A 23,462-nucleotide genomic window follows, 5' to 3' on the forward strand; every position below is an offset into this window, starting at 1 on the left:
AGCGGTCGGTTCACACCGCCGCCGAATGCCGGCCGATTCCATTCTTCAGGTATTTGTCAAATTTCGCCGCCACGGTCCGGACAAGCGGACGGCTTTCCTCCGGTACGACGAAATTCTCGCCTTCGAGCCGGAGAACCTGTCCTGCGCTGGCAATGGCCAGTCGACTCGCTTCACAAAGTAGCCGTTGGCCGACGTTTCCAAAACGTTCGACAAGGTCTGTCGCCGAGAAAGCGAATTGGCACATCAGGCGTTCGATGACCCAGCCTCTCGCCTGATCATCGACACTGAATTCAATCCCTCGCGCTGTCGCCACCTGTCCGGAATTGACGGCCTTTTCGTACTCGCCGGTCGCAACGATGTTCTGGGCGTAGCCTTGCCGGTATCGGCTGATCGAGGAGGGGCCAAGACCGATAAGCGTTTCGCATTGGTCTTCGGTATAGCCCTGAAAATTGCGACGGATCTTGCCGGCGCGGGCGGCGATGGCCAGCGTGTCCTCCGGTTTTGCGAAATGATCCAATCCCAAGGCCTCGTATCCGGCCTCGACAATCAGTCGTGCAGTAAGCTGCGACTGCGCCAGACGTGCGGCGGAATCGGGCAGCCAGGCTTCATCGATCATCGTCTGGTGCTTCTTGAACCATGGCACATGCGCGTAGCCGAATAGAGCCAGCCTGTCTGGCGCCAGCGTCAGCGCCTGGGCGACGGTCGTTGCAACACTCTCGCAAGTCTGATGCGGCAGCCCATAGAGCAGGTCCAGATTGACGGATGCAACGCCCCGCGCGCGGACCGCATCGACAATGCTTCTCGTGAGGGCAAAACTCTGCTCGCGATTGATAGCCCTCTGCACTTTGGGATCGAAGTCCTGGACGCCAAGGCTCGCTCTCGTCATGCCGATCGCAGCGAAGGCATCCAGCCGCCCTTCGTCCATATCGTTTGGGTCGATCTCGACGCTAAGACTGGCATCATCGAGAAAGTCGAACCGGTCCCGCAACGCTCTACCGAGCGCCAGGATGTCGTCGGGCTTCAGCATCGTCGGGGAGCCGCCCCCGAAATGGACGGCGCGGACCTTGCCCCGACCGCTCACAAACCTGCCGACAGTTTCGATCTCCCTATGTAGGGAGTGCAGAAAAGTGGCCACAGGAGCATAGTGACGTGTCTGCTTGGTATGGCAGGCGCAGAACCAGCAAAGCCGGTCGCAATACGGAATATGCAGATATAATGATATCTCGTCATCGCCTTCGAGCGCGTCCATCCATCCACGAACCACTACCGCGTCAACGCCCGGATAAAAGTGCGGCGCCGTTGGGTAACTCGTGTAACGAGGCACGTTCTCTGCCGGATTGGTCGTCAAAACGGGGCGTGCGTCTTTGATTGCTTTCGCTGGCATGGGGCCAAGGTAGCCCGCGCAAGTGTGGCGAGCCTTGATTTCAATCAAGGCATTTGGCGCCACGGACAAACTGACGCAACAGCAACGAGATGCGGTATGGTATTCTATTTCTCTCTCTGGGCTCGAGCGATGCAATGACGATCAGACAGGATGTCCACAGTGCCGGCATCCCCGTTCTTTGCCGATCCTGCGAAGCGCGCCACCGGGGGGTGTGCGGCGCGCTCGAGCCCGATCAATTGATCAAGTTGGCCAAGACCTCGTCGAGGCGTGCCGTTCCCCCGGGCGGTGAGTTGGTTGGCGATGCCGAAGCTGTTGAACGCTATTCAAACGTGCTTTCCGGGGTGGTTAAGTTGACAAAAAGCCTTCCGGACGGAAGGCAGCAAATTGTCGGACTCCAGTTCGCGCCGGATTTCTTGGGGCGTCCGTTCAAGGCGGAAAGTGCTATCAATGCCGAAGCTGCGACAGAGGTGTCGCTGTGCTCATTTCCAAAGACCGTCATCGAGCGGATGATGAAAGACTCGCAGGAGCTGGAGCATCGCCTGCTTGAGCAGAAGCTGAACGAGCTTGACGATGCGCGCAGCTGGATGGTGGCGCTGGGGCGCAAGACAGCCTCGGAGAAGGTCGCGAGCTTTCTTCTGATGATCACCAGGAATATCGATCCGGCCGTTGATGTCGCGGCTGGGCCGACAAGTTACGATCTGCCCCTATCACGCTCCGATATTGCTGACTTCCTTGGGCTGACGATCGAGACGGTAAGTCGCCAGTTGACCAGGCTGCGAGCCGATGGGGTAATCCGCATCGAGAACCATCGACACATAATCGTAGACAGCCTGAGCCGGCTGGAACAACGCTGCGGCGGCTGATGATTGGCGACAGAGCCCATACTGTTCTTCTTTGCAGCGCTGGTGCCACCGGCCTAGGAACAAGCACCGACAAAGCCTTGATCTCGATCAAGGCGGTGCAGGCCACAGTCGGAGCAAATAGGCGTCCTATTGATCATAGGCGTCACAATGGCCATCAAACAGGGTGCTCAACAAGCTGACATTCCCACGATCTGTGAGTCCTGCGAAGCGCGACAAGGTGGATTATGCGGCGCACTTGAGACTGGGCAACTAGTCAACCTGGCCAAGGCTTCATCAAGGCATGAAATCCCGGGGGGGACAGAATTGGCCGACGACGGAGCCTACTCGAATGTACTGTCCGGCGTAATCAAACTTACGAGAAACCTCTCGGATGGACGTCAGCAGATTGTCGGCTTCCATTTCGCGCCCGATTTTCTGGGCAGGCCTTTCAAGGCACAATGGCCCATCACGGCGCGAGCCCTCACGAAGGTGACGCTATGCTCGTTTTCAAAGACGATCATCGAGCGCATGATGGAGGAAACGCCAGCGCTTAGGCGTGTGCTGCTAAAGCACGCGCTGAAGCAGCTTGACGAAGCACGCTATTGGATGGCGGCGTTGGGGCGCAAGACTGCTTCGGAAAAGGTCGCAAGCTTCCTTCTGAGGAACATAGGTCCTGGCAACCACTCGGCGAACTCGATGAGCTTCGACTTGCCAGTCAAACGCGCGGATATAGCTGACTTTCTTGGACTGACGATCGGGACTGCCAGTCGCGAATTGTCCAAGCTGCGAACAGATGGTGTGATTAGGATTGCAAATAGGCGGCATATCAGCCTGGAAAGCGTTGCTCGGCTTGAGGAACGCTGCGGCGATTGAACTGCCAATCGTCCCTTCTCCGGGAAAGTAATAATATCCGCTTCGGCCGCCCTATCTGAATCCAACAGTTCGCCTGCAGGCTGCCCCATTGCATCGTTCTGCAGAACTGTCGCTCCCCAAACAAAAAAGAAGCCGCCCTTTGACCTGGATCAAGGCCAGAAAAGGGAAAATCCCGAATTCGTGCCGATGGCGGTCACGATCCGCCGGAAATTCGAGATCGGGGACTTCGCGATGAGATTTGGCACGGAGATCGTCCTTCTAAGCCTGTTTGCCTTTGCGGCCCTCGTCGCGGCAGGCTTCGGCGCGGATGAGCCTTTCCGCCAGCACATGTGGGTGTTGTTCTTCGCCGTGGCCGGCTTCACTGCGATCCTGTTGCGCAAGACGGAGTTCAAGCCGGCGGCCCCGATTGACCCAGAGGCTTACATGGATGGCCCGGTCCGCTACGGCGCCATCGCCACCATGTTCTGGGGTGTTGTCGGCATGCTGGTCGGCGTGGTCATTGCGCTGCAGCTTGCCTATCCGGATCTCAATATCCAGCCCTGGTTCAATTTCGGCCGTCTGCGGCCGCTGCACACATCCGGCGTTGTCTTTGCTTTCGGCGGTAACGCGCTGCTTTGCACGTCCTTGTATGTCGTGCAGCGTACGTGCCGCGCACGGCTCTTCGGCGGCGATCTCGCCTGGTTCGTGTTCTGGGGCTATCAGCTTTTCATTGTCATGGCCGCCACCGGCTACCTCCTCGGCATCACCGAAAGCCGCGAATACGCTGAGCCCGAATGGTACGTGGACATCTGGCTGACCATCGTCTGGGTCGCCTATCTCCTCCTGTTCCTCGGCACGATCATGAAGCGCAAGGAACCGCATATTTACGTCGCCAACTGGTTCTACCTATCCTTCATCGTGACCATCGCAATGCTGCACGTGGTCAACAACCTGTCGATGCCGGCCTCCTTCCTGGGTTCGAAGAGTTACTCGGCCTTCTCGGGCGTGCAGGATGCCTTGACGCAGTGGTGGTACGGCCACAACGCCGTCGGTTTCTTCCTGACCGCCGGCTTCCTTGGCATGATGTACTATTTCGTGCCCAAGCAGGCCAACCGGCCGGTCTATTCCTACCGGCTCTCGATCATCCACTTCTGGGCGATCATCTTCCTCTACATCTGGGCCGGGCCGCATCATCTGCACTACACCGCCCTCCCCGACTGGGCACAGACGCTCGGCATGGTGTTTTCGATCATGCTCTGGATGCCTTCATGGGGCGGCATGATCAACGGCCTGATGACGCTCTCCGGTGCCTGGGACAAGATCCGTACAGACCCGATCATCCGCATGATGGTGATGGCTATCGCCTTCTACGGCATGTCGACCTTCGAGGGTCCGATGATGTCGATCAAGACCGTCAACTCGCTGTCGCACTATACGGACTGGACCATCGGGCACGTCCATTCGGGTGCGCTCGGCTGGGTGGGCATGATCTCGTTCGGCGCGATCTATTACATGGTGCCGAAGCTATGGAACCGGCAACGGCTCTATTCGCTGCGGCTGGTCACCTGGCACTTCTGGCTGGCGACCCTCGGGATCGTCGTCTACGCCGCGGTCATGTGGGTCTCCGGCATCATGCAAGGCCTGATGTGGCGTGAGTACGACGAGCAGGGCTTCCTGGTCTACTCCTTCGCCGAAACCGTCGCCGCCATGCATCCATACTATGTGATGCGCGCGGCGGGCGGCGCGCTGTATCTCTCCGGCGCGCTGCTCATGGCCTGGAATATCACCATGACCATCCTCGGCTATCAGCGCGAGGAGCAACCATTGCCGGGTTCCGAACCCGCCCTCCAGCTTGCCGAATAAGGAGCCAGACAATGGGCTTGATGGACAAACACGCGATCATCGAGAAGAACGCCACGCTTCTTCTCGTCGGCTCGCTGCTTGTGGTGACTGTCGGCGGCATCGTCGAGATCGCGCCGCTCTTCTATCTCGACAACACGATCGAGAAAGTCGAAGGCATGCGGCCCTATTCGCCACTCGAACTTGCAGGCCGCAACATCTATGTGCGCGAGGGCTGCTATCTCTGCCACAGCCAGATGATCAGGCCGTTCCGCGACGAGGTCGAGCGTTACGGCCACTACAGCCTGGCCGCCGAGTCGATGTACGATCATCCGTTTCAGTGGGGCTCGAAACGTACTGGCCCTGACCTTGCCCGGGTCGGCGACCGATACTCGAACGATTGGAACGTCCAGCACCTTATGGACCCACGTTCGGTGGTGCCGGAATCAATCATGCCGAGCTATGCCTTCCTGAAGGACGCGCCGATCGAAATAAAGGACTTCTCGACGCATCTGATCGCGAACAGGCGTGTGGGAGTCCCCTATTCCGATGACATGATCGCCAACGCCAACGCCGATCTGATCGCGCAGGCAGACCCGAACGCCGATACGTCTGGCCTCGAGAAACGCTATCCGAAGGCCAAGATCGGCGACTTTGATGGCAATCCGCAGCAGGTCACCGAAATGGATGCCCTGGTCGCTTACCTCCAGATGCTCGGCACCCTGGTCGATTTCAAAAACTATGACGAAGCCGCCGGTTACCGCTGAGGAGAGCGAACATGGATTACACTCTGATGCGGGAATTCGCAGACAGCTGGGGCCTGCTCGCCATGGCGGTCTTCTTTGTCGGATGCATTGCTTTCGCACTCCGGCCGGGTGGCCGCGCCCAGGCCGATGAAGCCGCCCGTATTCCCCTCAAGGACGATTGATCATGAGCTCAGAGCATATCGACGACGTCTCGGGTATTTCGACGACCGGCCATGAGTGGGATGGCATCAAGGAACTCAACAATCCTCTTCCCCGCTGGTGGGTGATAACTTTCTACGTCACCATCATCTGGGCAGTGGGTTACACCATCGCCTATCCGGCATGGCCGATGCTATCTTCAGCGACGAAGGGCGTGCTCGGCTATTCCAGCCGCAACGATGTCAGGAACGAGCTGGCGGCCGCAGAAGCCGCCAAAGGCAAATATGTCGCTGCCATCCAGGAAAAGACCGTCTCCCAGATTGCTGCTGACGACGCGCTGCGTGAATTCGCGGTCGCGGCCGGCGGAGCCACGTTCAAGGTCAATTGCGTCCAGTGCCATGGCTCGGGTGCGCAAGGATCCAAAGGCTTTCCCAACCTCAATGACGACGACTGGCTATGGGGCGGCATGGCCACCCAGGTTGAGCAGACGATCATGCACGGCATCCGCTTCGCCTCGGATCCGGATACGCGGCAATCGGAAATGCCTGCGTTTGGTGCCATCATCACGGGCGACCAGATCAAGCAGGTCAGCGCCTATGTCGCCGGCCTTTCCGGTCCGGTCCAGAACAAAGGCCTGATCGAGCCCGGCGCCAAGGTGTTCGCGGAAAATTGCGTCGCCTGCCATGGCGCTAATGCGAAGGGCAACAGGGAGTTCGGGGCACCTGACCTGACCGATGCGATCTGGCTCTACGGATCGGGCGAGACGGCCATCGCGGCCCAGGTCCGCGAGCCGAAACATGGCGTCATGCCAGCCTGGATCGGACGTCTCGGCGAGACCAAGGTCAAGGAACTTGCGGTCTACGTCCATTCGCTTGGCGGCGGAAAATAGGAAGGCGGGGGCCTGTTCTCTTCCCTCAGCCGCCAAAGCGACGAGGCCCGGCCGCGCCGGGCCTCGGTTCATTTCCGACATTCCAAGATTGACCTGCATCAACGCGGCTCGGCCGGCCGAGCGGCATTGTTTGGCTCAGCGCGGGCACGACAATCGCCAGCGCGCGAGTGGAGACAACCGTGCTGGATCAGATACAGGTAGAACGACTGGAAGCCCAGGCGGTCAATTCCGCCAAGACCCGGCAGCCGCTCTATGCTGCCCGGAAGAAGATTTTCCCGAAACGGGCCTCGGGCAGTTTTCGCCGCTTCAAATGGCTGGTGATGGCGATTACGCTGGGCATCTACTATCTGACGCCATGGCTGAGATGGGATCGCGGGCCGTTCGCCCCAGACCAGGCCGTGCTCCTCGATCTCGCCAACCGCCGCTTCTATTTCTTCTTCATCGAGATATGGCCCCAGGAATTCTACTATGTCGCCGGCCTTCTGATGATGGCCGGCATCGGCCTTTTCCTGATCACATCCACGGTCGGCCGGGCCTGGTGCGGCTACACTTGTCCGCAGACTGTCTGGGTCGACCTGTTTCTCGTCGTCGAGCGTGCGGTCGAGGGCGATCGAAACGCACGCATGAAACTCGATGCCGGCCCATGGACCGCGCGCAAACTTGTGTTGCGTGCGTCGAAACACGCGATCTGGCTAGTCATAGCGGCAGCCACGGGGGGCGCCTGGATCTTCTACTTTGCTGATGCGCCGACGCTGATTGGCGAAGTCTTCACTGGCGCTGCCGCACCGGTTGCTTACGCAACCATCGCTGTGCTGACGGCGACCACCTACACGTTCGGCGGACTGATGCGTGAGCAGGTCTGCACCTATATGTGCCCGTGGCCGCGTATTCAGGCCGCCATGCTGGACGAGAATTCGCTCACCGTCACCTACAATGACTGGCGCGGCGAGCCCCGCTCGCGCCATGCCAAGAAGGCCATAGCCGCTGGACAGCCAATCGGCGATTGCGTCGACTGCAACGCCTGTGTCGCAGTCTGCCCGATGGGGATCGACATTCGCGACGGCCAGCAGCTTGAATGCATCACCTGCGCGCTTTGCATCGATGCCTGCGACAGCATTATGGACAAGCTCGGCAGGGAGCGCGGATTGATCTCCTATGCGACATTGTCCGATTACAACGCCAACATGGCTGTGGCCACTGGGGGCGGTGAACGCCCGGTGGACCCTTCGCTGGTGCGAACCGCCGGCGGCACATTCTCCGAGAAGTTGGCGCATTTCCACATACGCAAGATCTTCCGTCCGCGCACCTTTATCTATCTTGGCGCCTGGTCGGCAGTCGGAGCCGCACTGGTTTACTCGCTGCTGACCCGCGAGCGGCTGGAGATCAATGTCCTGCACGACCGCAACCCTCAATTCGTCACTCTTTCCGACGGCTCGATCCGCAACGGCTACACCGTCAAGCTGCTCAACATGATCCCTGAGCCAAGGACCATCGTCCTCACCTTGCAAGGTCTGCCGGGCGCCGAGATGAGCACGGTCGGCGTCGATCTTACTCCGGCTCGCTCTTTCGCCACCCTGGTCGAGCCTGACCGGTTGAAGACGCTGAAGGTTTTCGTGCGCCAGCCCCCGGGACAGATTCTTGGGATCACGCAAAGCTTCAAGTTCCGGATCGACGACAGGGCCGGCCACGAGTCCGCAGAATACACAGCCACGTTCAATGCACCGGAGAACGCCAGATGAGTGCCCATTCGCAGAGATCCCGCGAATTCACCGGCCGGCACATGCTTTTCACCATTCTCGGCTTCTTTGGCGTGGTCATTGGGGTCAACGTGACCATGGCGACCCTCGCCAGCAAGAGCTGGACTGGCCTTGTCGTCGAAAACACCTATGTGGCGAGCCAGCAGTTCAACCGAAAGGCGGAGGAAGGTCGCGCGCAGGCGGCGCTCGGCTGGACTGGCGAACTGACGATCGTGTCGGGCAACGTGCGCTACAGCTTGAGCGACGCCGCCGGCAAGCCTGTTCCACTGCATGGCGTGAAAGTCCGGTTCCGTCATCCTGCCTATGAAGCAGAGGACAAGACTGTCGTTCTGGCTTCTGGCTCGGGCCAGGAATTCGGCGTCCGTCATACACCGAAGGACGGCGTCTGGATCGTCGAAATCGATGCCGACGCCGGTCTGGCGGAGCCCTATCGCGACGTGCGCAGAATCATGATTTCCCATGGAGCGCTGCAATGAGCTGTTGTGCACCAGGCGCCGAAATGGCGCTGGATCTCGACGGGGCCACATCCGCCCTGCCGTCGAGCCAGGAAATCAGGCTAGCCAGCCGCTCGCTTGGCGATGACCTGCACCAGACCGACCTCTCGGTGCCAACGGTTCATTGCGCTGCCTGCATCCAGACGATCGAGACGGCAATCGGCAAGCTGGGCCATGTCGAAGGCGCTCGCGTCAACTTGTCGACAAAACGTGTTTCGGTCCGCTGGCGTGGCGATGAGGTTCCAGCATTCGTCGCTACGCTTGGACGACTGGGCTATGAAGCGCACCTGTTCGATCCGGAGCCTGACGGGAAGGACAAGACGCTGTCGGAACTGATCCGCGCCGTCGCGGTCGCTGGCTTTGCGGCGGGCAACATCATGCTGCTTTCGGTCTCGGTCTGGTCCGGCGCAGAAGGCGCGACCCGCGACCTATTCCACTGGGTTTCGGCGCTGATCGCCATCCCCGCGCTCGCCTTCGCCGGCGGCATCTATTTCCGCTCGGCCTCGAATGCGCTGCGCCACGGTCGCATGAACATGGATGTCCCGATAGCGGTCGGTGTCTCGCTCGCCTATGCCATGAGCCTCTACGAGACGATCACGCACGGCGAGCACGCCTATTTCGATGCGTCGGTGTCCTTGCTGTTCTTCCTTCTGATCGGCCGTACGCTGGATCACGTGATGCGGGAGCGCGCACGGACCGCAGTGAACGGCCTGGCGCAACTGGCGGCGCGCGGCGCCATGGTGCTGCGGGGTGACGATACACGCGACTACCTGCCCGTCGGCGAGATCGAACCGGGCATGCAACTGCTCATCGCGGCCGGCGAGCGGATTCCGGTCGATGGCAATATCCTCAGCGGAATCTCTGATCTCGACTGCTCGCTGGTATCCGGGGAAAGCGCGCCCCGGACCGTGGGCTCGGGAGCGCAGGTGCAGGCCGGCACGCTCAATCTCACTGGTTCGCTGACCATGCAGGCCACGGCCGCGGCGAAGGATTCCTTCCTGGCCGAAATGGTCCGACTCATGGATGCCGCAGAGGGTGGCCGCTCGCAGTATCGCAGGATCGCCGACCGGGTCTCTGCCCTCTATGCACCTGTGGTTCATCTCGCGGCCTTGCTGACATTCCTGAGCTGGATGGTCGCGTCCGGCGACTGGCACTTGGCAATGACGATCGCGATCGCCGTTCTCATCATCACTTGCCCTTGCGCGCTCGGCCTCGCCGTACCGATCGTGCAGGTGGTCGCGGCGCGGCGCCTGTTCGAGGCCGGCGTCATGGTCAAGGACGGTTCGGCCATGGAACGGCTGGCCGCGATCGACACGGCGGTGTTCGACAAGACCGGGACGCTCACACTCGGACAGCCGAGGCTGGTCAACGCGTCGTCCATCGACCCGACCATGCTGGCGATCGCAGCCGACATGGCCGCGCATTCGCGCCATCCGTTCTCGAAGGCCATAGCCGTTTTCGCGGGTTTTTCCGGTCAACCCAGGCTCGAGTCTGTCAGCGAACACCCAGGCTACGGCATCGAGGCCGTCACCGAGGGGAATACCTGGCGCCTCGGCCGGCGCGGATGGGCTGGATGGAAGGCTCGAACCGGCGGCGAAGGCAAATCTGGCGGCTTTGGCGGAACGGTGCTCTCGAAGAACGGGGCGATCGTCGCCGCCTTCGCGTTCGAGGATGCTGCGCGCGCCGATGCCAAGGCCGCGCTCGGAGCGTTGCAGAATGGCGGCGTGGCCGTCGAGATGCTGTCCGGCGATACCGCCAATGCCTGCGGCCAAGTCGCCAAGGCGCTGGGTATCGACAGCTTCGTTCCGGCGCTGCTTCCGTCCGGCAAGGTCGAGCGGATCGAGGCGCTGTCGAGGCAGGGCCACAAGGTTCTGATGGTGGGCGATGGGCTCAACGATACCCCGGCGCTTGGTGCGGCACATGTCTCGATGGCCCCCGCGACCGCGGCAGACGTCGGTCGCAATGCCGCCGACTTCGTCTTCCTGCGCGAAAGCCTTTTGGCAGTGCCTCTCGCCCTGGATGTCTCGAGGAAGGCAGGTCGGCTCATTCGCCAGAACATCGCCATCGCGATCGTCTACAACGCGTTTGCGGTGCCGATCGCCATATCGGGGCATGTGACGCCGCTGCTTGCGGCGGTCGCGATGTCCGCCTCGTCGCTGATCGTGATCGGAAACGCCCTGCGGCTGCAAGGTTCCGCGAGAAGTTCATCGGCTGAATTCGCTTGGCAAGATCGGCGCGCGCGCCCCGGCATGCTGGTTCAACTCTCATGACGACGCTCATCTACCTCATCCCGGTAGCGCTGTTCCTCGGTGCGCTTGGACTGACTGGCTTCCTGTGGGCCTTGAGAAGCGGTCAGTACGAGGATCTTGATGGAGCCGCGGCGCGGATACTCATCGACCGCGACGACAAGCAAAATGACATCCGTCGAAGCCGGAAATGATTGAGATCAAGGCATCTGCCGCGCAAGATCTCGACAATGACCGATCGATATCACGGGAGGCAGACATGCAGGCCGACGCCATTATGACCGCACCGGTCATCGGGATAGGACCTACGGCGTCGATCTCCGATGCGGTAGGGTTGATGCTCTCCAGGAAGATCAGCGGCCTTCCGGTCATTGGCAGCGACGGCGCGCTGGTGGGCATTGTCAGCGAAGGAGACTTCCTGCGCCGCGGAGAGCTCGGCACGCAACGCAGGCGCTCGCGTTGGCTGGAGTTTCTCGTGAGCCCCGGAAGAGCCGCCGACGAATATGTTCAAGCCAACGGACGGCGTATCGAGGAGGTAATGACGACGGATGTCGTTACGGTATCCCCCAGCGTATCGCTGCCCGAGATCGTCGAACTCATGATGCGCCATCACGTCAAACGTATTCCCGTCGTCGACGATGGCAACGTTGTCGGCATTGTCACCCGCTCCGATCTTCTGCGGGCATTGCTGAATGCCTTGCCCGGATCGGCCCCTACAGCCACGGACGACGATCAGATCCGTCAGAAGATTATTGCCGAGCTTGCGAAGCAGAAATTGGCCGGCAAGGACATGATCGACGTGACGGTGGACAAAGGGGTAGTGATACTGAGCGGTGCCATCTTCGACGAACGCGAACGGCAGGCAGCCATTGTCGCCGCTGAAAATGTCGGCGGCGTAAGTGCGGTGACGGATAACCTTTTCTGCGCGGGGCCGCTGTCGGTGGTGCTTGTCTCTTAGTTCAGCACGGCAGAAATTCTGCATGACCCAAAATTCGAATTAATATCCGCGTTGAACCTAGGTCGCGGCTATTGCCAACAGAGGCCGCAGCAGCGTCAAGGCAAATACAACAAGCGCCGCACCCGCGATCCTGTCTGCCATTTCTTCGCCTCCGCTGAGCCGCCTACCGAGCAAGAGCCACATCGAGCCGGAGGCGGCTGTGGTCACCAAGAGCACAATCCAGAACAAGCCCAAGTCATATGGCCTCGCGTCTACCGGCACGGTTGCCAGACAATATATGAAGGCTTTCGGGTTGAGGGCAGTCGTTACCAGAACAGAAAGGCCATCCCCGTCTTCGGATGCGTCGATCCGGTCGATGCCTATCAGACGCACGCCAAGTATTGCGAGCCATACGGCTGCACCCAGCTTGAGTACCTGAACGCGTCGGACGGCAGGCGCAGCGCAAACCAGCAGGCTGCTGCGATCCCCTATCCGCAGGCCTGTGCGACCAAGAGTGCAATCGCCTTCTGCCGCTTGGCCGCGCCGGCCATCAGAAGAGCATTGGTTGGCCCGGGCGCGACGAAGAGCAGAAATGCTTCCAGGAAAAACAGCCTGCTCAAAACTGCCTGTCCCGTGGAGGCAAATCCATCACCTGCAAACTCGGTTTGACACGGTGGCACTTGTCAAACCCCGGAAGTCCAACGGCATTCGCAGACCTCTCCGCTACGCGCAAGCGATGGGACGCTACATGCGGTCGGCCGCTGCTGAAAGCAACTATCGCTGGCCGGCCGCATGCTGCAGCCGTGCAATGAGGTCGCGGTTGCGGCAGTAATCTGGTGGGTCGTCGGCTTGCAGGTGTTGGTCAAGCCAGGTCGAACATTCATCCTGGTGACCGCAGGAGCGGCAGCGGTCTACCGCCCGGTTGGTAACGGCGGCATGGTCCGCGATGACCTTCAACTGTCTGTCGACGCCGAGCTTCTGCATCATGCGTCCCATCAAGGCGGTCCTGGCGTCTACTGAAATCAGGTAGTCGAGAAAAGTCATTGGGATCACTCCTGTTCTCAGCCATGATCGTCAATGCTGGGGGCCGCCGCCTTGATCTTGGTCAACAGGCAACTCCGGCTCGGATGATTCCGGCCGGCGGTCAATACGACATGAAGCGATGGATGCCGTTGCTCTCGATCAGCGAGCGAGTGACGCCGCCGAAGGCCCATTCCCGCAGGCGGCTGTGGCCGTAGGCGCCGGAGACGATCAGGTCGGCCTGGATCGAGTGCGCGAATGCAAGCAACCGGTGACCGTCAGCCTCATCGGGTATCAGTTCAGTCCGTGCCATGATGCCGTGATGTTCGAGATAGGCGGCGATATCGGCGAGACTGTCGCGGATGCTTTCATGACGGTCGGTATCCATAGTGACGATAACCACTCTGTTGGCGCCGGCGAGGAACGGCAACGCATCGGCAATCGCCCGTCGCGCCTCCCTGGTGTCCTTCCAGGCGACCAACACGGTCTTTGCCATGACATGTTCGGCATTGCTCGCGGCAATGAGGATGGGCCGGCCTGCGCCGAGCGCCAGGCTCCCGATATCGACGGCGCGATAGACATTTTCGCCACCTCCGCCGGTGACTATAAGGTCGGCCGCGCGGGAGGACTCGCTGAGGAACCGTGTGGGACTGCACACCGCCTGCCCCCATTCACTGCTCACCGATGCCGGTACCAACCTCTCGAACTCGGCCCTAAGCTCGGCAAGCCGTTTTTCGATCTCGGTTCGCTGGATCTGCATGACCTCGCCCTCGTAGACCAGACCGTTACCGGTGGCGACGAGGGGCGGAACATCGGCGGCCGCTAGGCCAACAAGGTGCGCTCCGAAGCGCTCGGCCAGTTCGACCCCCAGTTTCACCAAGGGCGCGGGCGGTGCATCTATCGCAAGATTTGCAATGATTGACTTATAGGCCATGCAAGGCACCTTTTTCAGAAGTCGTCGGGTGCCTGAACGATTGCATTCGCCGGCGCCCGATGCCTTGATGCGAGTCAAAAGCGCCGCCGTTTTCGTTCTGAGACGTTTGCCTCGATAGGTTTGGCGCAAGCGGCCAGGAGTGATAATTAGCCCTTCTTGCAAGAGTGGCCGAATCCAAGGACTTCAGGTGAGCCAAGACGAAGCGCCTATTTTGCCGGTCGGCGGGACGAAGCTGAAATCCGTTCTGTCACAGATGTTCGAGCAGGCTCCCGGCTTCATGGCCCTCGTGCGTGAGCCGGATCATGTCTTCGAACTGACCAACGCCGCCTACCAACGTCTGATCGACAACAGGCAGGTGATTGGCAAGCCGGTGCGCGAGGCGCTTCCCGAGCTCGAAGGTCAAGCGTTTTTCGAACGGCTTGACGAGGTGTACAAGACCGGCGAGCCACATAGAGGCCAGGGGGAAAAGGTCGTCCTTCGCAACAGGCCCGATGAGCCCGCAGAAGAGCGCATCCTCGATTTCGTCTACCAGCCGATCAAGGATGACAATGGCCGCGTCACTGCGATCTTCGTCGAAGGCACGGATGTTAGCGAGCTGTCCTTTGCGAATGCCGCACTTCGGCTGCGTGAGGACCATCTGCGTTCGATCTTGGCAACGGTGCCGGATGCAATGGTCGTCATCGATGAGCAAGGCCGCATCCAATCCTTCAGCACAGCCGCAGAGACGTTGTTCGGCTATGCATCGAGCGAAGTCATAGGCCAGAATGTCAGCCTGCTGATGCCGGCACCCTATCGCGACGAGCATGACGCCTATCTGCACCGCTATCTGACAACCGGAGAGCGCCGGATCATCGGGCTTGGTCGCACGGTCACCGGAATGCGCAAGGATGGTTCGACCTTTCCCATGGAACTTTCCGTCGGCGAGATGCATCCGGGAACCGGACGCTTCTTCACCGGCTTCTGCCGCGACCTGACCGAACGCCATCGGGCAGAAGCCAGAATACAGGAGCAGCAACAGGAGCTGCTTCACATGGCGCGGTTTACCGCGCTTGGCGAAATGGCCTCCACGCTTGCGCATGAGATCAACCAGCCGTTGACGGCCATTACCAACTATCTGAAGGGCAGTCGCAGGCTGCTTGAGAAAAGCACGGAAGAGAACGCGCCAATGTTGAGGGACGCCGTCGAGAAGGCGGCGGAACAGGCCTTGCGGGCGGGAGATGTCATCCGGCACCTTCGCGATTTCGTTTCAAGAGGTGAAAGCGAACGACAGGTCGAACGGCTGCCGAAGCTGATCGAAGAGGCCGCGTCGCTAGCCCTGGTCGGCGCCAGGGAGGCCGATGTCCGCGTCAGCTATCATCTTGACCCGGCAGCCGAGCTCGTGCTCACCGATCGCATCCAGATCCAGCAGGTTCTGCTCAACCTCATGCGCAATGCCGTCGAGGCCATGCAGGGGGCACCGCGCCGTGAGTTGCGGGTGGCTACGACCGCACGTAGCGACGGAATGGCGGAAGTGAGCGTGGTAGACACCGGCCCGGGCTTGGCGCCCGAGGTTTCGACCCAGCTCTTCCAGCCCTTTGTCACCACCAAGAAACAGGGCATGGGTGTCGGCCTGTCGATTTGTCGCACTATTGTTGAATCGCATGGCGGTCATATCTGGGCCGAGCCAATGCCAGGCGGAGGAACCGCTTTCCGGTTCACCTTGCGCGTCGTGGAGAAGGAAGAGGTCGCCAATGGCCGGTAGTGATGTCGTGCATGTGGTTGACGATGATGTCGATGTTCGCAAGTCGCTTGGCTTCCTGCTCGCGACAGCTGATTTTGCCGTGCGCCTGCATGAGTCCGCGACCGCCTTTCTCGCGACTGCGCCGAAGACTATCGATGGCTGCATCGTCACCGACGTGCGTATGCCCGGCATCGACGGGATAGAGTTCCTGCGGCAGCTGCGGACACGCGGACATACCGTCCCGGTAATCGTGATGACGGGTCATGCGGATGTTGCGCTCGCCGTTCAGGCGATGAAGGAGGGAGCCGCCGACTTCATCGAGAAGCCGTTCGACGATCAGGTGCTCATCGATGCGATTCGATCAGCGCTGGACAACCGCAATCTGGCGGTCGCAACGCACCCGCAAGCCGCCGAGATCCGAAATTGCCTATCGACCCTGTCGGAGCGTGAGCGACAGGTGCTCGACGGACTGGTGTCGGGACTGCCTAATAAGTCGATAGCTTACGACCTCGGCATCAGTCCGCGCACCGTCGAGATCCATCGCGCAAACGTCATGAGCAAAATGGGCGCCGGCAGCCTGTCGCATCTGGTACGCATGGCGTTGATCGCCGATTCCAAGCACTAGGCCGGGGCGGGAAGCGAACCCGCCTGCCTATTTTCTGCTTCCCAGTCACGCCAGTGTGTTGGGCGGATGTCGACGCGCACGCCGGTGACGGCATCCCGCCAGCCTTCCTGCACCTTCCTGCAGGGGAATACGAGCGCGTGCAGGCCGTCCTCGTCGATAACGGCCAGTTCGAGATTTCGACCAAACGGAGCGCTTGCGATCGGATTCCACATCCCGCCACCATTGAGGGAAATGTCGGCCCGCGCTTTGACTTGAATCATTTTTTTCAAAGCATTCGAAGGTCTGCCCCCGACGCCCGGCAGGCCGGGCCGCCGATTTGACACGCCTCCTGTCCCGACTAGATCACCATGCTAACCGCGGAGAGAGTGCGCCGGTCGACATAGGCTTGGGCCAGGGCCGCCAGACGGAATCACCCAAATGCGGTGTTTTCGGCCCGCATTTGTAGTACTTTCTGCCCTCGCTAAATCTGGCTTCTCGCCGACAGCGGTTCGAGGTTGAGGGCGATGCTTAGAGTCGTAGACAATCCCTTGACCGTTCTGTCGAACCGGGAGCGGATGATAGCGACAAAGTTCGCTGAGGGGATGACATATCGTGAAATCGGCGAGATGTTCTTCATAGCGCCGGCCACGGTTCGGACCCATCTGTCGGCGATCTATCGGAAACTCGACGTTCGCAGCAAAGTGGCGCTCGCTGCATTGCTTGCGGATCGCCGCCTCCAAGAACTCGACCAGTTACCATTCGAACGCCGTTCGACAGACCTGTGTGGGCCGCCTGTCGTCGCAGTTCTCCCGTTTGACAACCTCGGTGGAGAAGAACGCTGGACGCGTATCGCGGAAGGGTTGTCGGCGGACATCATCGTTGATCTCGCCCGTTACCCCGACTTGGGCGTGATAGCCCGCCAGACAATGCTCTCATACAAGGAGCGGCGCGATGATGTTCGATCCATCGGACGAGAGTTGAGTGCCGACTATGTGATGGAAGGAACCGTGCAAGCGGAGGGCCAGCGGGTACGCATCTGGGTGCAACTCGTCGACTCCCGCACAGGGGTTGATGTTTGGACAGCGCGTTATGATCGGTCCGCAGAAAACCTGTTTGCGATGCTGGACAGCGTGACCGAAAACGTCATCAATGTCGTTGCTACTTGCCACGGTCAACTCGCCAACCTGCGACGCGATGCAGTGCGTCGGAGGCCACCAACAAGTTTGCAAGCCTATGATTGCTACCTGCTTGGCCTTGAGCAGAAGCACCTTTTCACCCGAGATTCGAACAAGGAAGGGATACGGCTACTGACGCGTGCAGTCGAGCTTGATCCGGGTCTTGCAAGAGCCTGGACCGCGCTGGCTCTTGCGCATGCTGTGGATGCTTGCAACGGGTTTTCCGATGATGTTTCTGTCTCTATTGAGAGCTGGAGCGCATGTGTCAAGAAAGCGCTGGCCCTCGATCCGGCCGATATTTACGCACGAATAATGCTCGCTGATCTTCGGGCTTTGCAGGGCGATATCGACGCTGCTGTCGAAGAACATGAGCGAGTCTTGGCGTCGTCCCCAAACAACGCTGACACACTTGCCTTGCTTGCAGGAAGCTTGGCTCTTGTTGGGAGCGACGCCAAGCATGGCTACGAATTGGCCAAGCGAGCGATCCGGCTAAATCCTAATGTTCCGTGGTACTTTGGAATGTTGGGGCGCTGCTGCTTTGTCCTTGGCCTGTACCGGGAATCGTTGGTTGGGCTGCGTCGGTCCCCGTCCGACTCGCCCGCCACGCTTCTGTTCTTTGCAATGGCTCATGCGATGCTTGGTGAAACCCTGCGGGCCACCAAGATAGCTGCGCGACTGAAGGACGAGTTCCCGAGCTTCACTCCCGAACTGTTCATCAACACGTACCCGGTCACCAATCCAGTGGCCATTGCCGCAATCAGAGAGGGCTCCCGGCGTGCGGGTCTATCGTAACTTCTTTCCGTTTCTGAGGCCGGCAGCTTTCCTGAGCCAGCAGCCTTAGCACAAGCGGCGAATGACCGCTCATGGATGCAAAGCTGCCGTTGCGACCGAGTTAGTTTTTGAATGGTCGTCAATCGGGGGCGGCGCTGGGCGCGAGCTAACGATCAGAAGTGCCCTCACTTCCACCGTAACCGATGTTCCGCTCCTACGTTACACTCGCCATTGATCCGCAGACCGATTGCTGCCCTGATTAGCTGAAGCGGTCGGTTGAGCGAGAGCTTCTTCTCGCCGGATTGAACGACATGATAAGCGGGCCTATGGGACTCAAGAATTATCTGATCGAAGGCGGTTCCGGCACTGGAAAAACGTCTGTCGCTACCGAACTGGAGCGGCGGGGTTATCATGTCGTCCACGGTGACTGGGTCCTGGCCTATGTCGGCGACCCTGAAACAGGCAAGGCATTGCCAGGACCACCCGAAGGCGAGGATCGCATCGTTTGGGCATATGCGCACTGGATTTGGCCCGTCGACAAGGTCCGGGCCATTGCTGCCGACACGACCCATCCTGCCACCTTCTTCTGCGGCGGATCGCGCAATTTCCATAAATTCCTGGACTTATTCGACAAGGTCTTTGTGCTCGACGTAGACGTTGAGACTTTGAACCGACGATTAGATGGGCGACCGAATGAGCCAGGTTTCGATCCGGCCGAGCGGCGGCTGGTACTGCGCAACCATCATACCCGGGAATATCTTCTCGTCGGCATCGATATCGACACGGCGGGTACGGTTCCAAGCGTCGTCGACAATATCCTCGCTCAACTCGCCTGAAGCCCTGAACGCATCGCGAATAGGATGGGGAAGCATTCGAAAATATTACGGGAAGACGCTAGTCGCCTGAACGGCTCACCAGCGGCGCTGAGACTCTGTACCCGGCCGCAGCCTGCGTATCCCTTGAGCTTTCACGGCGCCTCGCAGCCCGCCCTCGGCTGACAGCCAGTTGTCAGCTTGGTCGTGGGATATTGCATCCGAAGCGTACCAGATGGGTCGCCTCTGCAAGGCTCAATATCGGCCGTCGATAGCTTTGACTTCGTCTTCCGGTCGCCGCGCAAGCTCGCCTTTGAGGCTGGCCAATATCTTGAATGGACGCTTGGCCTCGATCGTGCCGACAATCGCGGCAACCGCCGTTATTTCACGGTGGCCTCGGCGCCGACGGAGGAAACGGTCCGGCTCGGCGTAAAATTCTATCCGCAATCAAGCGCCTTCAAGCGCGGACTGATGACCATGAAGCCAGGCAGCACGATCCACGCCGCGCAACTGGCCGGCAACTTCACGCTGCCCGCCCGACGTGAAACCAAGATCGCTTTCCTGGCCGGGGGCATCGGCATCACGCCTTTCCGCTCGATGTTGCAATATCTCCTCGACCGCAAGGAGCGGCGACCGATCGTCATGCTCTACGGAACCGAGGGACAGCAGGACATCGCATATCGCGACGTGCTTGGCGCGGCCAGGCAGGAACTTGGTATAATGACGGTCCACGCTGTGGCGCGCGGTGGCGAGCGCGGGCAGTATCCCGGCTACATCGACGAGCGCCTGATACGTCTGGCAATACCCGACTACCTCGAGCGCACTTTCTACATTTCCGGCCCGCAAGCGATGGTCAAGGCGCTGCGTCAGAAACTGCTGGCGATGGGCGTTCGCCGCTCGAAGATAAAGGTCGACTATTTCCCGGGCTTTGCCTGAAGCAGGCTCAACCGTGTCGCGGCAAGGAAATGGTCACAGCCAGACCCGGATCGGCGTTAGCCATGGCAAGGCGTCCGCCGTAGGCTTCGACGATGTCGGAAACGATGGCCAAGCCAAGGCCGTTGCTGCCGCCCCTGCTGTCGAGCTGGACGCCACGCGACAAGGCGGACTCCCGATCGGTATCCGCAATACCCTGGCCATCATCCGCGACGGTGACAATCACCTCTCCAGCTGCCTCCGATGCATCGACACGGACTGAGGACTTTGCATAGCGTGCCGCGTTCTCGACCAGATTGCCGAGGATTTCCGACAGGTCGCCTTCGTCGATTGGCGCCGTTAGATCTTCCGCAACGTCCATCTTGAATGAAAGCTGCTTGCCGCTTGGTATCCGTTTGACGACTGCAACGACGCCAGCCACGACGTCAGACACAAGGCAGGATGCCTTGCCGGAGACGCCGGGCGCGAGGCGCGCGCGCGCCAGCTCCCGCTCGACATGGCGCCGGATCGCTCCTGCGCTCTTCTCGATCTCGTCGGCCAGATCCGTCTCGCCTTTCTTGCGCAACGCTCGGATGTCGGCCGACAGGACTTGCAGTGGCGTCTTGAGGCCGTGCGCCAAATCCGTGGCACGCGAGCGCGCTCGCGAAAGCGCCTTTTCCTGGGCATCGAGAAGACGATTGATTTCGTCCGCGAGCGGCTGCACCTCGCTTGGTGCCACCACATCGAGCCGTGCCATTCGCTGCGCGATCACGTTTCTGACGGCGACCCGCAATGTCTCCAGCGGAGCAAGGCCGATGGTGATCTGGATGAAAAACGCGGCCATTAGGACTGCAGCGAGCATCAAGAGAGCCGGAGCGAGATCGCGAACATATTCGCCTACAGACAACTCAACGGTTCGATGATCTTCCGCCACGATTGCACGAAAGGAGTGGCCTCCAGCATCGATGATCGTACGCTCGACCGCAATACTGAGTTCTCCGCCCGGGCCCGCGAACTCCTCGACGGTTCGCAGCCCACCACTTGCGCTCCGGGCAGGGAGGAGCAGCTTGGCGTCCCATAATGATCGCGAACGCTCAAAGCTGCCGGTGGCGATGTCCTCCACCTGCCAGTAGTAGCCGGAGAGTGGATTGGCAAACCGCGGGTCGGTCAGCACCGGGGCCACAACAAGGCGACCATCGCTGGCGAAAGTTGTTGCGCCGATGAGTTCGTTGAGGTCGACCGTTAGTTCGCCCACCACGCGCCGCTCGACGTGAAGTTCGAACAAATAGCGCAAGCCGGCGCCGGCGATCGCGAGTGCGACAAGAATCGAGATGGTTGCCGCCAACCACAGCCGGAAGCGGATCGAGTTGCCCATCAGGCGGGATCATCGGGCATCAGATACCCGAACCCGCGTCGTGTTTCGATGACATCGCTGCCGAGCTTCCGTCGCAACCGCGCTACAATGACCTCGATCGTGTTCGGATCGCGGTCGTTACCTGAATCGTACAGATGTTCGGCAAGTTCGGTCGGCGCCACCACCCTCCCGGCGTGATGCATCAGAAACGCCAGGAGCCGGTATTCCAGCGGCGAAAGCGAAACGGGTATCCCACGGAGAGTGATGCGCATCTGGCGGGTGTCAAGAAGCAACGGCCCGGACTTCAACACGGGTGCCGCCTGCCCAGCCGAGCGACGCAGGATTGCCCGCAACCGGGCAAGCAGTTCTTCCATTTCAAAGGGCTTCGGAAGATAGTCGTCAGCGCCGGAATTAATGCCCTCGACACGCTCCGTCCACATCCCCCTTGCAGTCAGAATGAGAACCGGAAACCGGCGCCCGTTGGCCCGCCAGCGCTTCAGGACAGTAAGACCATCGAGCTTGGGGAGACCGATATCCAGAACGGCAGCGTCATAGTTCTCCACATCGCCAGCGAACCAGGCAGTTTCGCCGTCGTGCACCACATCGACAGCCATTCCGGATGCCCTGAGAGCAGTCGCGACATCGGCAGCTATGCGGGCCTCGTCCTCAGCCAGGAGGATCTTCATCTGTCTCCCTCCCCGTCGCGCAGGATGACACCGGCACCGGCGTCCACATCGACGATCGTTCGCCGGCCATCGGCGCCGACGACCTGGAACCGGTAGACCCATTTGTTGGCTCTACGCACGAGCTTGACCGCGACGACGTCGCCCGGGGCCTGCGTGCGTACGATGTCGAGAATATCGGCAAGGCCCTTTATTTCGCCCTGCTCATAAAGGTCGCGCGCCCGGTCGTGGTCGCCATCGTCGTCCTCGTCGGCGTGCGTGCCGACCGGCTGGACCAGGACAAACGCGGTCAGGCCCAAGATAGCGAGGCGCTTCAAGCTGGCCATCATGAACTCGGCTTGTCGCACGTCGAAGCTTTCAATCCGCTGTCAACCATCCTCAGCTGCCTGCAAGCAAGAGTTCTCTATCAAGGCAGGATGGCCGCCAATCATGGCAGCGCCGAGAAGGACGTCGAAACCATGCGCAATTCCTTGTTTTTGCTCCTAGCACTTGGGACCCTGACCATCTTTGCCGCGCCGGCGGCTGCTGGATCGGACGAAGGCTCATGCAGCGCATCGTCTTCCGCCGCGCAGCCCGGACCGATTAATCTCGACGCTATCCCCATGCAGGATGCTACCGGCCCCAAGGCCATCAGGGGCGTGGGCGATGACGACGAATGCGGCGACGGTCTCACCTCGGACAAGGCCGCTTTGAACAGCCCCGATGACGACGACGGCTTGGGAGAAGACGACTGAAATCACCGACCTAATCTTGCCTGGGCATCATTGACGCCAGGCCCCGCAGCTCGTCTCCAACGCCGAGTCCCCTTCGCTTCGCCAATTTCCAAGCCCGTCTCCGGAGAGTTTTTTCTGATGATCGCAATCCAGCATATCCATCCCATCCTCGTTCATTTTCCAATTGTGCTCATCTACACGCTCGTGGTCCTCGACCTCGTGGCACTTGCGAGCAGCAATGCCGTGACGAGACGCTCGGGCGTGGGCACGATTTCCACTTTCGTTGCGCTCGCAGCAGGAGTCTTCGCCACAGGAACCTGGTTCTACGGCGGACTGGCGCTTGACCATGCCGAAGCTGCCGGCTTCAGCAGCGCCATAGCGGAGACGCACGAAAGCCCTGGCGGAATCACGGCATTTGCCCTTCTGACCTGGGGGGTCGTCAGATTCGCATTGTGGGTCCGCAATCGCGAGTTGGGATCCCTGGCGATCGCCGTTCCTGTAATCGAAGTTGCAGGCGCGGCACTTGTAACCGTCACCGCCTACTACGGCGGCCTGCTTGTCTATGATCTGGGTGTGAATGTGGCCAGAGCCGCCACAGGCGGCTGAGGCCTGTCTCCAA

The 23,462-nt window shown here is 60.3% G+C and carries 25 protein-coding genes; 18 read left to right on the top strand and 7 right to left on the bottom strand.

The features are described 5' to 3' along the window. Positions 1-10 precede the first annotated feature (10 nt). The gene (gene hemN / locus EN857_RS15740; RefSeq protein WP_127308742.1) at positions 11-1,384 is read right to left on the bottom strand and encodes an oxygen-independent coproporphyrinogen III oxidase; all 1,374 of its coding nucleotides are present in this window, start codon (positions 1,382-1,384) and stop codon (positions 11-13) included. Between the two features lie 134 nt (positions 1,385-1,518). Here hemN and EN857_RS15745 point away from each other — a divergent pair, with 134 nt between their 5' ends. The 11 genes from EN857_RS15745 to EN857_RS15795 all read left to right on the top strand — a co-directional run bounded on the left by EN857_RS15745 (position 1,519) and on the right by EN857_RS15795 (position 12,166). Continuing rightward, entirely contained in the window at positions 1,519-2,247 is a 729-nt protein-coding gene (locus EN857_RS15745; RefSeq protein ID WP_127308707.1) for a Crp/Fnr family transcriptional regulator, read from the top strand. A 147-nt stretch (positions 2,248-2,394) separates the two neighbouring features. Continuing rightward, positions 2,395-3,099, top strand: a complete 705-nt coding sequence (locus EN857_RS15750; RefSeq protein ID WP_127308706.1) for a Crp/Fnr family transcriptional regulator — start codon at positions 2,395-2,397, stop codon at positions 3,097-3,099. A gap of 231 nt (positions 3,100-3,330) precedes the next feature. Further along, positions 3,331-4,941 carry a cytochrome-c oxidase, cbb3-type subunit I gene (ccoN, locus tag EN857_RS15755; protein WP_127284831.1) on the top strand — a complete coding sequence of 537 codons (1,611 nt, stop codon included), beginning with the start codon at positions 3,331-3,333 and terminating at the stop codon, positions 4,939-4,941. Positions 4,942-4,952: 11 nt separating this feature from the next. Then, positions 4,953-5,684 (top strand): cytochrome-c oxidase, cbb3-type subunit II, encoded by a 732-nt coding sequence (gene ccoO / locus EN857_RS15760; RefSeq protein WP_127284832.1) that lies wholly within the window; start codon positions 4,953-4,955, stop codon positions 5,682-5,684. An 11-nt stretch (positions 5,685-5,695) separates the two neighbouring features. Beyond that, positions 5,696-5,845, top strand: coding sequence for a cbb3-type cytochrome c oxidase subunit 3 (locus EN857_RS15765; RefSeq protein ID WP_127284833.1), 150 nt, complete (start codon positions 5,696-5,698; stop codon positions 5,843-5,845). 2 nt (positions 5,846-5,847) lie between these two features. Next, a complete protein-coding gene (gene ccoP, locus EN857_RS15770; protein WP_127308705.1) occupies positions 5,848-6,711 on the top strand; it encodes a cytochrome-c oxidase, cbb3-type subunit III in 864 nt (287 codons plus the stop codon). 179 nt (positions 6,712-6,890) lie between these two features. Next, entirely contained in the window at positions 6,891-8,450 is a 1,560-nt protein-coding gene (gene ccoG, locus EN857_RS15775) for a cytochrome c oxidase accessory protein CcoG (RefSeq protein ID WP_127308704.1), read from the top strand. Continuing rightward, a complete protein-coding gene (locus EN857_RS15780; RefSeq protein ID WP_127308703.1) occupies positions 8,447-8,944 on the top strand; it encodes a FixH family protein in 498 nt (165 codons plus the stop codon). The genes ccoG and EN857_RS15780 overlap by 4 nt, the downstream gene beginning before the upstream one ends. Further along, positions 8,941-11,232, top strand: a complete 2,292-nt coding sequence (locus tag EN857_RS15785) for a cation-translocating P-type ATPase (RefSeq protein WP_127308702.1) — start codon at positions 8,941-8,943, stop codon at positions 11,230-11,232. Before EN857_RS15780 ends, EN857_RS15785 begins: the two co-directional genes overlap by 4 nt. Then, positions 11,229-11,402 (top strand): cbb3-type cytochrome oxidase assembly protein CcoS, encoded by a 174-nt coding sequence (ccoS, locus tag EN857_RS15790; protein WP_127284837.1) that lies wholly within the window; start codon positions 11,229-11,231, stop codon positions 11,400-11,402. Before EN857_RS15785 ends, ccoS begins: the two co-directional genes overlap by 4 nt. After that, on the top strand, positions 11,399-12,166 hold the full coding sequence (locus tag EN857_RS15795) for a CBS domain-containing protein (protein ID WP_320254843.1): 768 nt from the start codon (positions 11,399-11,401) through the stop codon (positions 12,164-12,166). The genes ccoS and EN857_RS15795 overlap by 4 nt, the downstream gene beginning before the upstream one ends. Before the next feature lie 753 nt (positions 12,167-12,919). Here the strand turns inward: EN857_RS15795 and EN857_RS15805 are convergent. Then, the gene (locus tag EN857_RS15805; RefSeq protein ID WP_127284839.1) at positions 12,920-13,189 is read right to left on the bottom strand and encodes a DUF6455 family protein; all 270 of its coding nucleotides are present in this window, start codon (positions 13,187-13,189) and stop codon (positions 12,920-12,922) included. Between the two features lie 100 nt (positions 13,190-13,289). Then, complete coding sequence (locus EN857_RS15810) at positions 13,290-14,099, bottom strand: universal stress protein (protein WP_127308701.1); 810 nt, start codon at positions 14,097-14,099, stop codon at positions 13,290-13,292. A gap of 187 nt (positions 14,100-14,286) precedes the next feature. Here EN857_RS15810 and EN857_RS15815 point away from each other — a divergent pair, with 187 nt between their 5' ends. Together EN857_RS15815 and fixJ are read left to right on the top strand one after the other, a co-directional pair. Then, complete coding sequence (locus tag EN857_RS15815) at positions 14,287-15,840, top strand: PAS domain S-box protein (RefSeq protein WP_127284841.1); 1,554 nt, start codon at positions 14,287-14,289, stop codon at positions 15,838-15,840. Further along, complete coding sequence (gene fixJ, locus EN857_RS15820) at positions 15,830-16,444, top strand: response regulator FixJ (protein ID WP_127284842.1); 615 nt, start codon at positions 15,830-15,832, stop codon at positions 16,442-16,444. The genes EN857_RS15815 and fixJ overlap by 11 nt, the downstream gene beginning before the upstream one ends. Here the strand turns inward: fixJ and EN857_RS15825 are convergent. Beyond that, entirely contained in the window at positions 16,441-16,704 is a 264-nt protein-coding gene (locus tag EN857_RS15825) for a hypothetical protein (protein ID WP_245478071.1), read from the bottom strand. The two genes, fixJ and EN857_RS15825, sit on opposite strands and share 4 nt — an antisense overlap. Positions 16,705-16,971: 267 nt before the next feature. Here EN857_RS15825 and EN857_RS15830 point away from each other — a divergent pair, with 267 nt between their 5' ends. The 3 genes from EN857_RS15830 to EN857_RS15840 all read left to right on the top strand — a co-directional run bounded on the left by EN857_RS15830 (position 16,972) and on the right by EN857_RS15840 (position 20,117). Further along, a complete protein-coding gene (locus EN857_RS15830; RefSeq protein WP_245493249.1) occupies positions 16,972-18,390 on the top strand; it encodes a LuxR C-terminal-related transcriptional regulator in 1,419 nt (472 codons plus the stop codon). Between the two features lie 305 nt (positions 18,391-18,695). Continuing rightward, a complete protein-coding gene (locus EN857_RS15835; RefSeq protein WP_127308697.1) occupies positions 18,696-19,205 on the top strand; it encodes a nucleoside kinase in 510 nt (169 codons plus the stop codon). A 447-nt stretch (positions 19,206-19,652) separates the two neighbouring features. Further along, positions 19,653-20,117 carry a hypothetical protein gene (locus tag EN857_RS15840; RefSeq protein WP_245478070.1) on the top strand — a complete coding sequence of 155 codons (465 nt, stop codon included), beginning with the start codon at positions 19,653-19,655 and terminating at the stop codon, positions 20,115-20,117. Positions 20,118-20,124: 7 nt separating this feature from the next. Here the strand turns inward: EN857_RS15840 and EN857_RS15845 are convergent, their stop codons facing one another. The 3 genes from EN857_RS15845 to EN857_RS15855 are packed head-to-tail and all read right to left on the bottom strand — an operon-like array spanning position 20,125 to position 22,456. After that, positions 20,125-21,468, bottom strand: a complete 1,344-nt coding sequence (locus EN857_RS15845; RefSeq protein WP_127308696.1) for a HAMP domain-containing sensor histidine kinase — start codon at positions 21,466-21,468, stop codon at positions 20,125-20,127. After that, positions 21,468-22,133: a response regulator transcription factor gene (locus tag EN857_RS15850; RefSeq protein ID WP_127282029.1), complete on the bottom strand. Its 666-nt coding sequence runs from the start codon at positions 22,131-22,133 to the stop codon at positions 21,468-21,470. The genes EN857_RS15845 and EN857_RS15850 overlap by 1 nt, the downstream gene beginning before the upstream one ends. Next, positions 22,130-22,456, bottom strand: coding sequence for a PepSY domain-containing protein (locus EN857_RS15855; protein ID WP_245478069.1), 327 nt, complete (start codon positions 22,454-22,456; stop codon positions 22,130-22,132). The genes EN857_RS15850 and EN857_RS15855 overlap by 4 nt, the downstream gene beginning before the upstream one ends. Before the next feature lie 12 nt (positions 22,457-22,468). Between EN857_RS15855 and EN857_RS15860 the strand changes: the two genes are divergently transcribed. Next, a complete protein-coding gene (locus EN857_RS15860; RefSeq protein WP_135858855.1) occupies positions 22,469-22,864 on the top strand; it encodes a hypothetical protein in 396 nt (131 codons plus the stop codon). Positions 22,865-22,981: 117 nt separating this feature from the next. Further along, positions 22,982-23,449: a DUF2231 domain-containing protein gene (locus EN857_RS15865; protein WP_127390799.1), complete on the top strand. Its 468-nt coding sequence runs from the start codon at positions 22,982-22,984 to the stop codon at positions 23,447-23,449. Positions 23,450-23,462: the final 13 nt, after the last annotated feature.

Origin of the sequence: Mesorhizobium sp. M4B.F.Ca.ET.214.01.1.1 (genome assembly GCF_004791545.1) — a bacterium.
Lineage (GTDB): Bacteria > Pseudomonadota > Alphaproteobacteria > Rhizobiales > Rhizobiaceae > Mesorhizobium > Mesorhizobium abyssinicae.

Coding starts and splice junctions, on each gene's coding strand:
- EN857_RS15825 (WP_245478071.1), bottom strand. CDS start 16,704: ATGATTCAAGTCAAAGCGCGGGCCGACATTTCCCTCAATGGTGGCGGG.
- ccoO (WP_127284832.1), top strand. CDS start 4,953: ATGGGCTTGATGGACAAACACGCGATCATCGAGAAGAACGCCACGCTT.
- fixJ (WP_127284842.1), top strand. CDS start 15,830: ATGGCCGGTAGTGATGTCGTGCATGTGGTTGACGATGATGTCGATGTT.
- ccoN (WP_127284831.1), top strand. CDS start 3,331: ATGAGATTTGGCACGGAGATCGTCCTTCTAAGCCTGTTTGCCTTTGCG.
- EN857_RS15805 (WP_127284839.1), bottom strand. CDS start 13,189: ATGACTTTTCTCGACTACCTGATTTCAGTAGACGCCAGGACCGCCTTG.
- EN857_RS15745 (WP_127308707.1), top strand. CDS start 1,519: ATGACGATCAGACAGGATGTCCACAGTGCCGGCATCCCCGTTCTTTGC.
- EN857_RS15785 (WP_127308702.1), top strand. CDS start 8,941: ATGAGCTGTTGTGCACCAGGCGCCGAAATGGCGCTGGATCTCGACGGG.
- EN857_RS15795 (WP_320254843.1), top strand. CDS start 11,399: ATGATTGAGATCAAGGCATCTGCCGCGCAAGATCTCGACAATGACCGA.
- EN857_RS15810 (WP_127308701.1), bottom strand. CDS start 14,099: ATGGCCTATAAGTCAATCATTGCAAATCTTGCGATAGATGCACCGCCC.
- EN857_RS15750 (WP_127308706.1), top strand. CDS start 2,395: ATGGCCATCAAACAGGGTGCTCAACAAGCTGACATTCCCACGATCTGT.
- EN857_RS15845 (WP_127308696.1), bottom strand. CDS start 21,468: ATGGGCAACTCGATCCGCTTCCGGCTGTGGTTGGCGGCAACCATCTCG.
- ccoP (WP_127308705.1), top strand. CDS start 5,848: ATGAGCTCAGAGCATATCGACGACGTCTCGGGTATTTCGACGACCGGC.
- EN857_RS15840 (WP_245478070.1), top strand. CDS start 19,653: ATGACCATGAAGCCAGGCAGCACGATCCACGCCGCGCAACTGGCCGGC.
- EN857_RS15780 (WP_127308703.1), top strand. CDS start 8,447: ATGAGTGCCCATTCGCAGAGATCCCGCGAATTCACCGGCCGGCACATG.
- EN857_RS15865 (WP_127390799.1), top strand. CDS start 22,982: ATGATCGCAATCCAGCATATCCATCCCATCCTCGTTCATTTTCCAATT.
- EN857_RS15835 (WP_127308697.1), top strand. CDS start 18,696: ATGGGACTCAAGAATTATCTGATCGAAGGCGGTTCCGGCACTGGAAAA.
- hemN (WP_127308742.1), bottom strand. CDS start 1,384: ATGCCAGCGAAAGCAATCAAAGACGCACGCCCCGTTTTGACGACCAAT.
- EN857_RS15855 (WP_245478069.1), bottom strand. CDS start 22,456: ATGGCCAGCTTGAAGCGCCTCGCTATCTTGGGCCTGACCGCGTTTGTC.
- EN857_RS15765 (WP_127284833.1), top strand. CDS start 5,696: ATGGATTACACTCTGATGCGGGAATTCGCAGACAGCTGGGGCCTGCTC.
- ccoS (WP_127284837.1), top strand. CDS start 11,229: ATGACGACGCTCATCTACCTCATCCCGGTAGCGCTGTTCCTCGGTGCG.
- EN857_RS15850 (WP_127282029.1), bottom strand. CDS start 22,133: ATGAAGATCCTCCTGGCTGAGGACGAGGCCCGCATAGCTGCCGATGTC.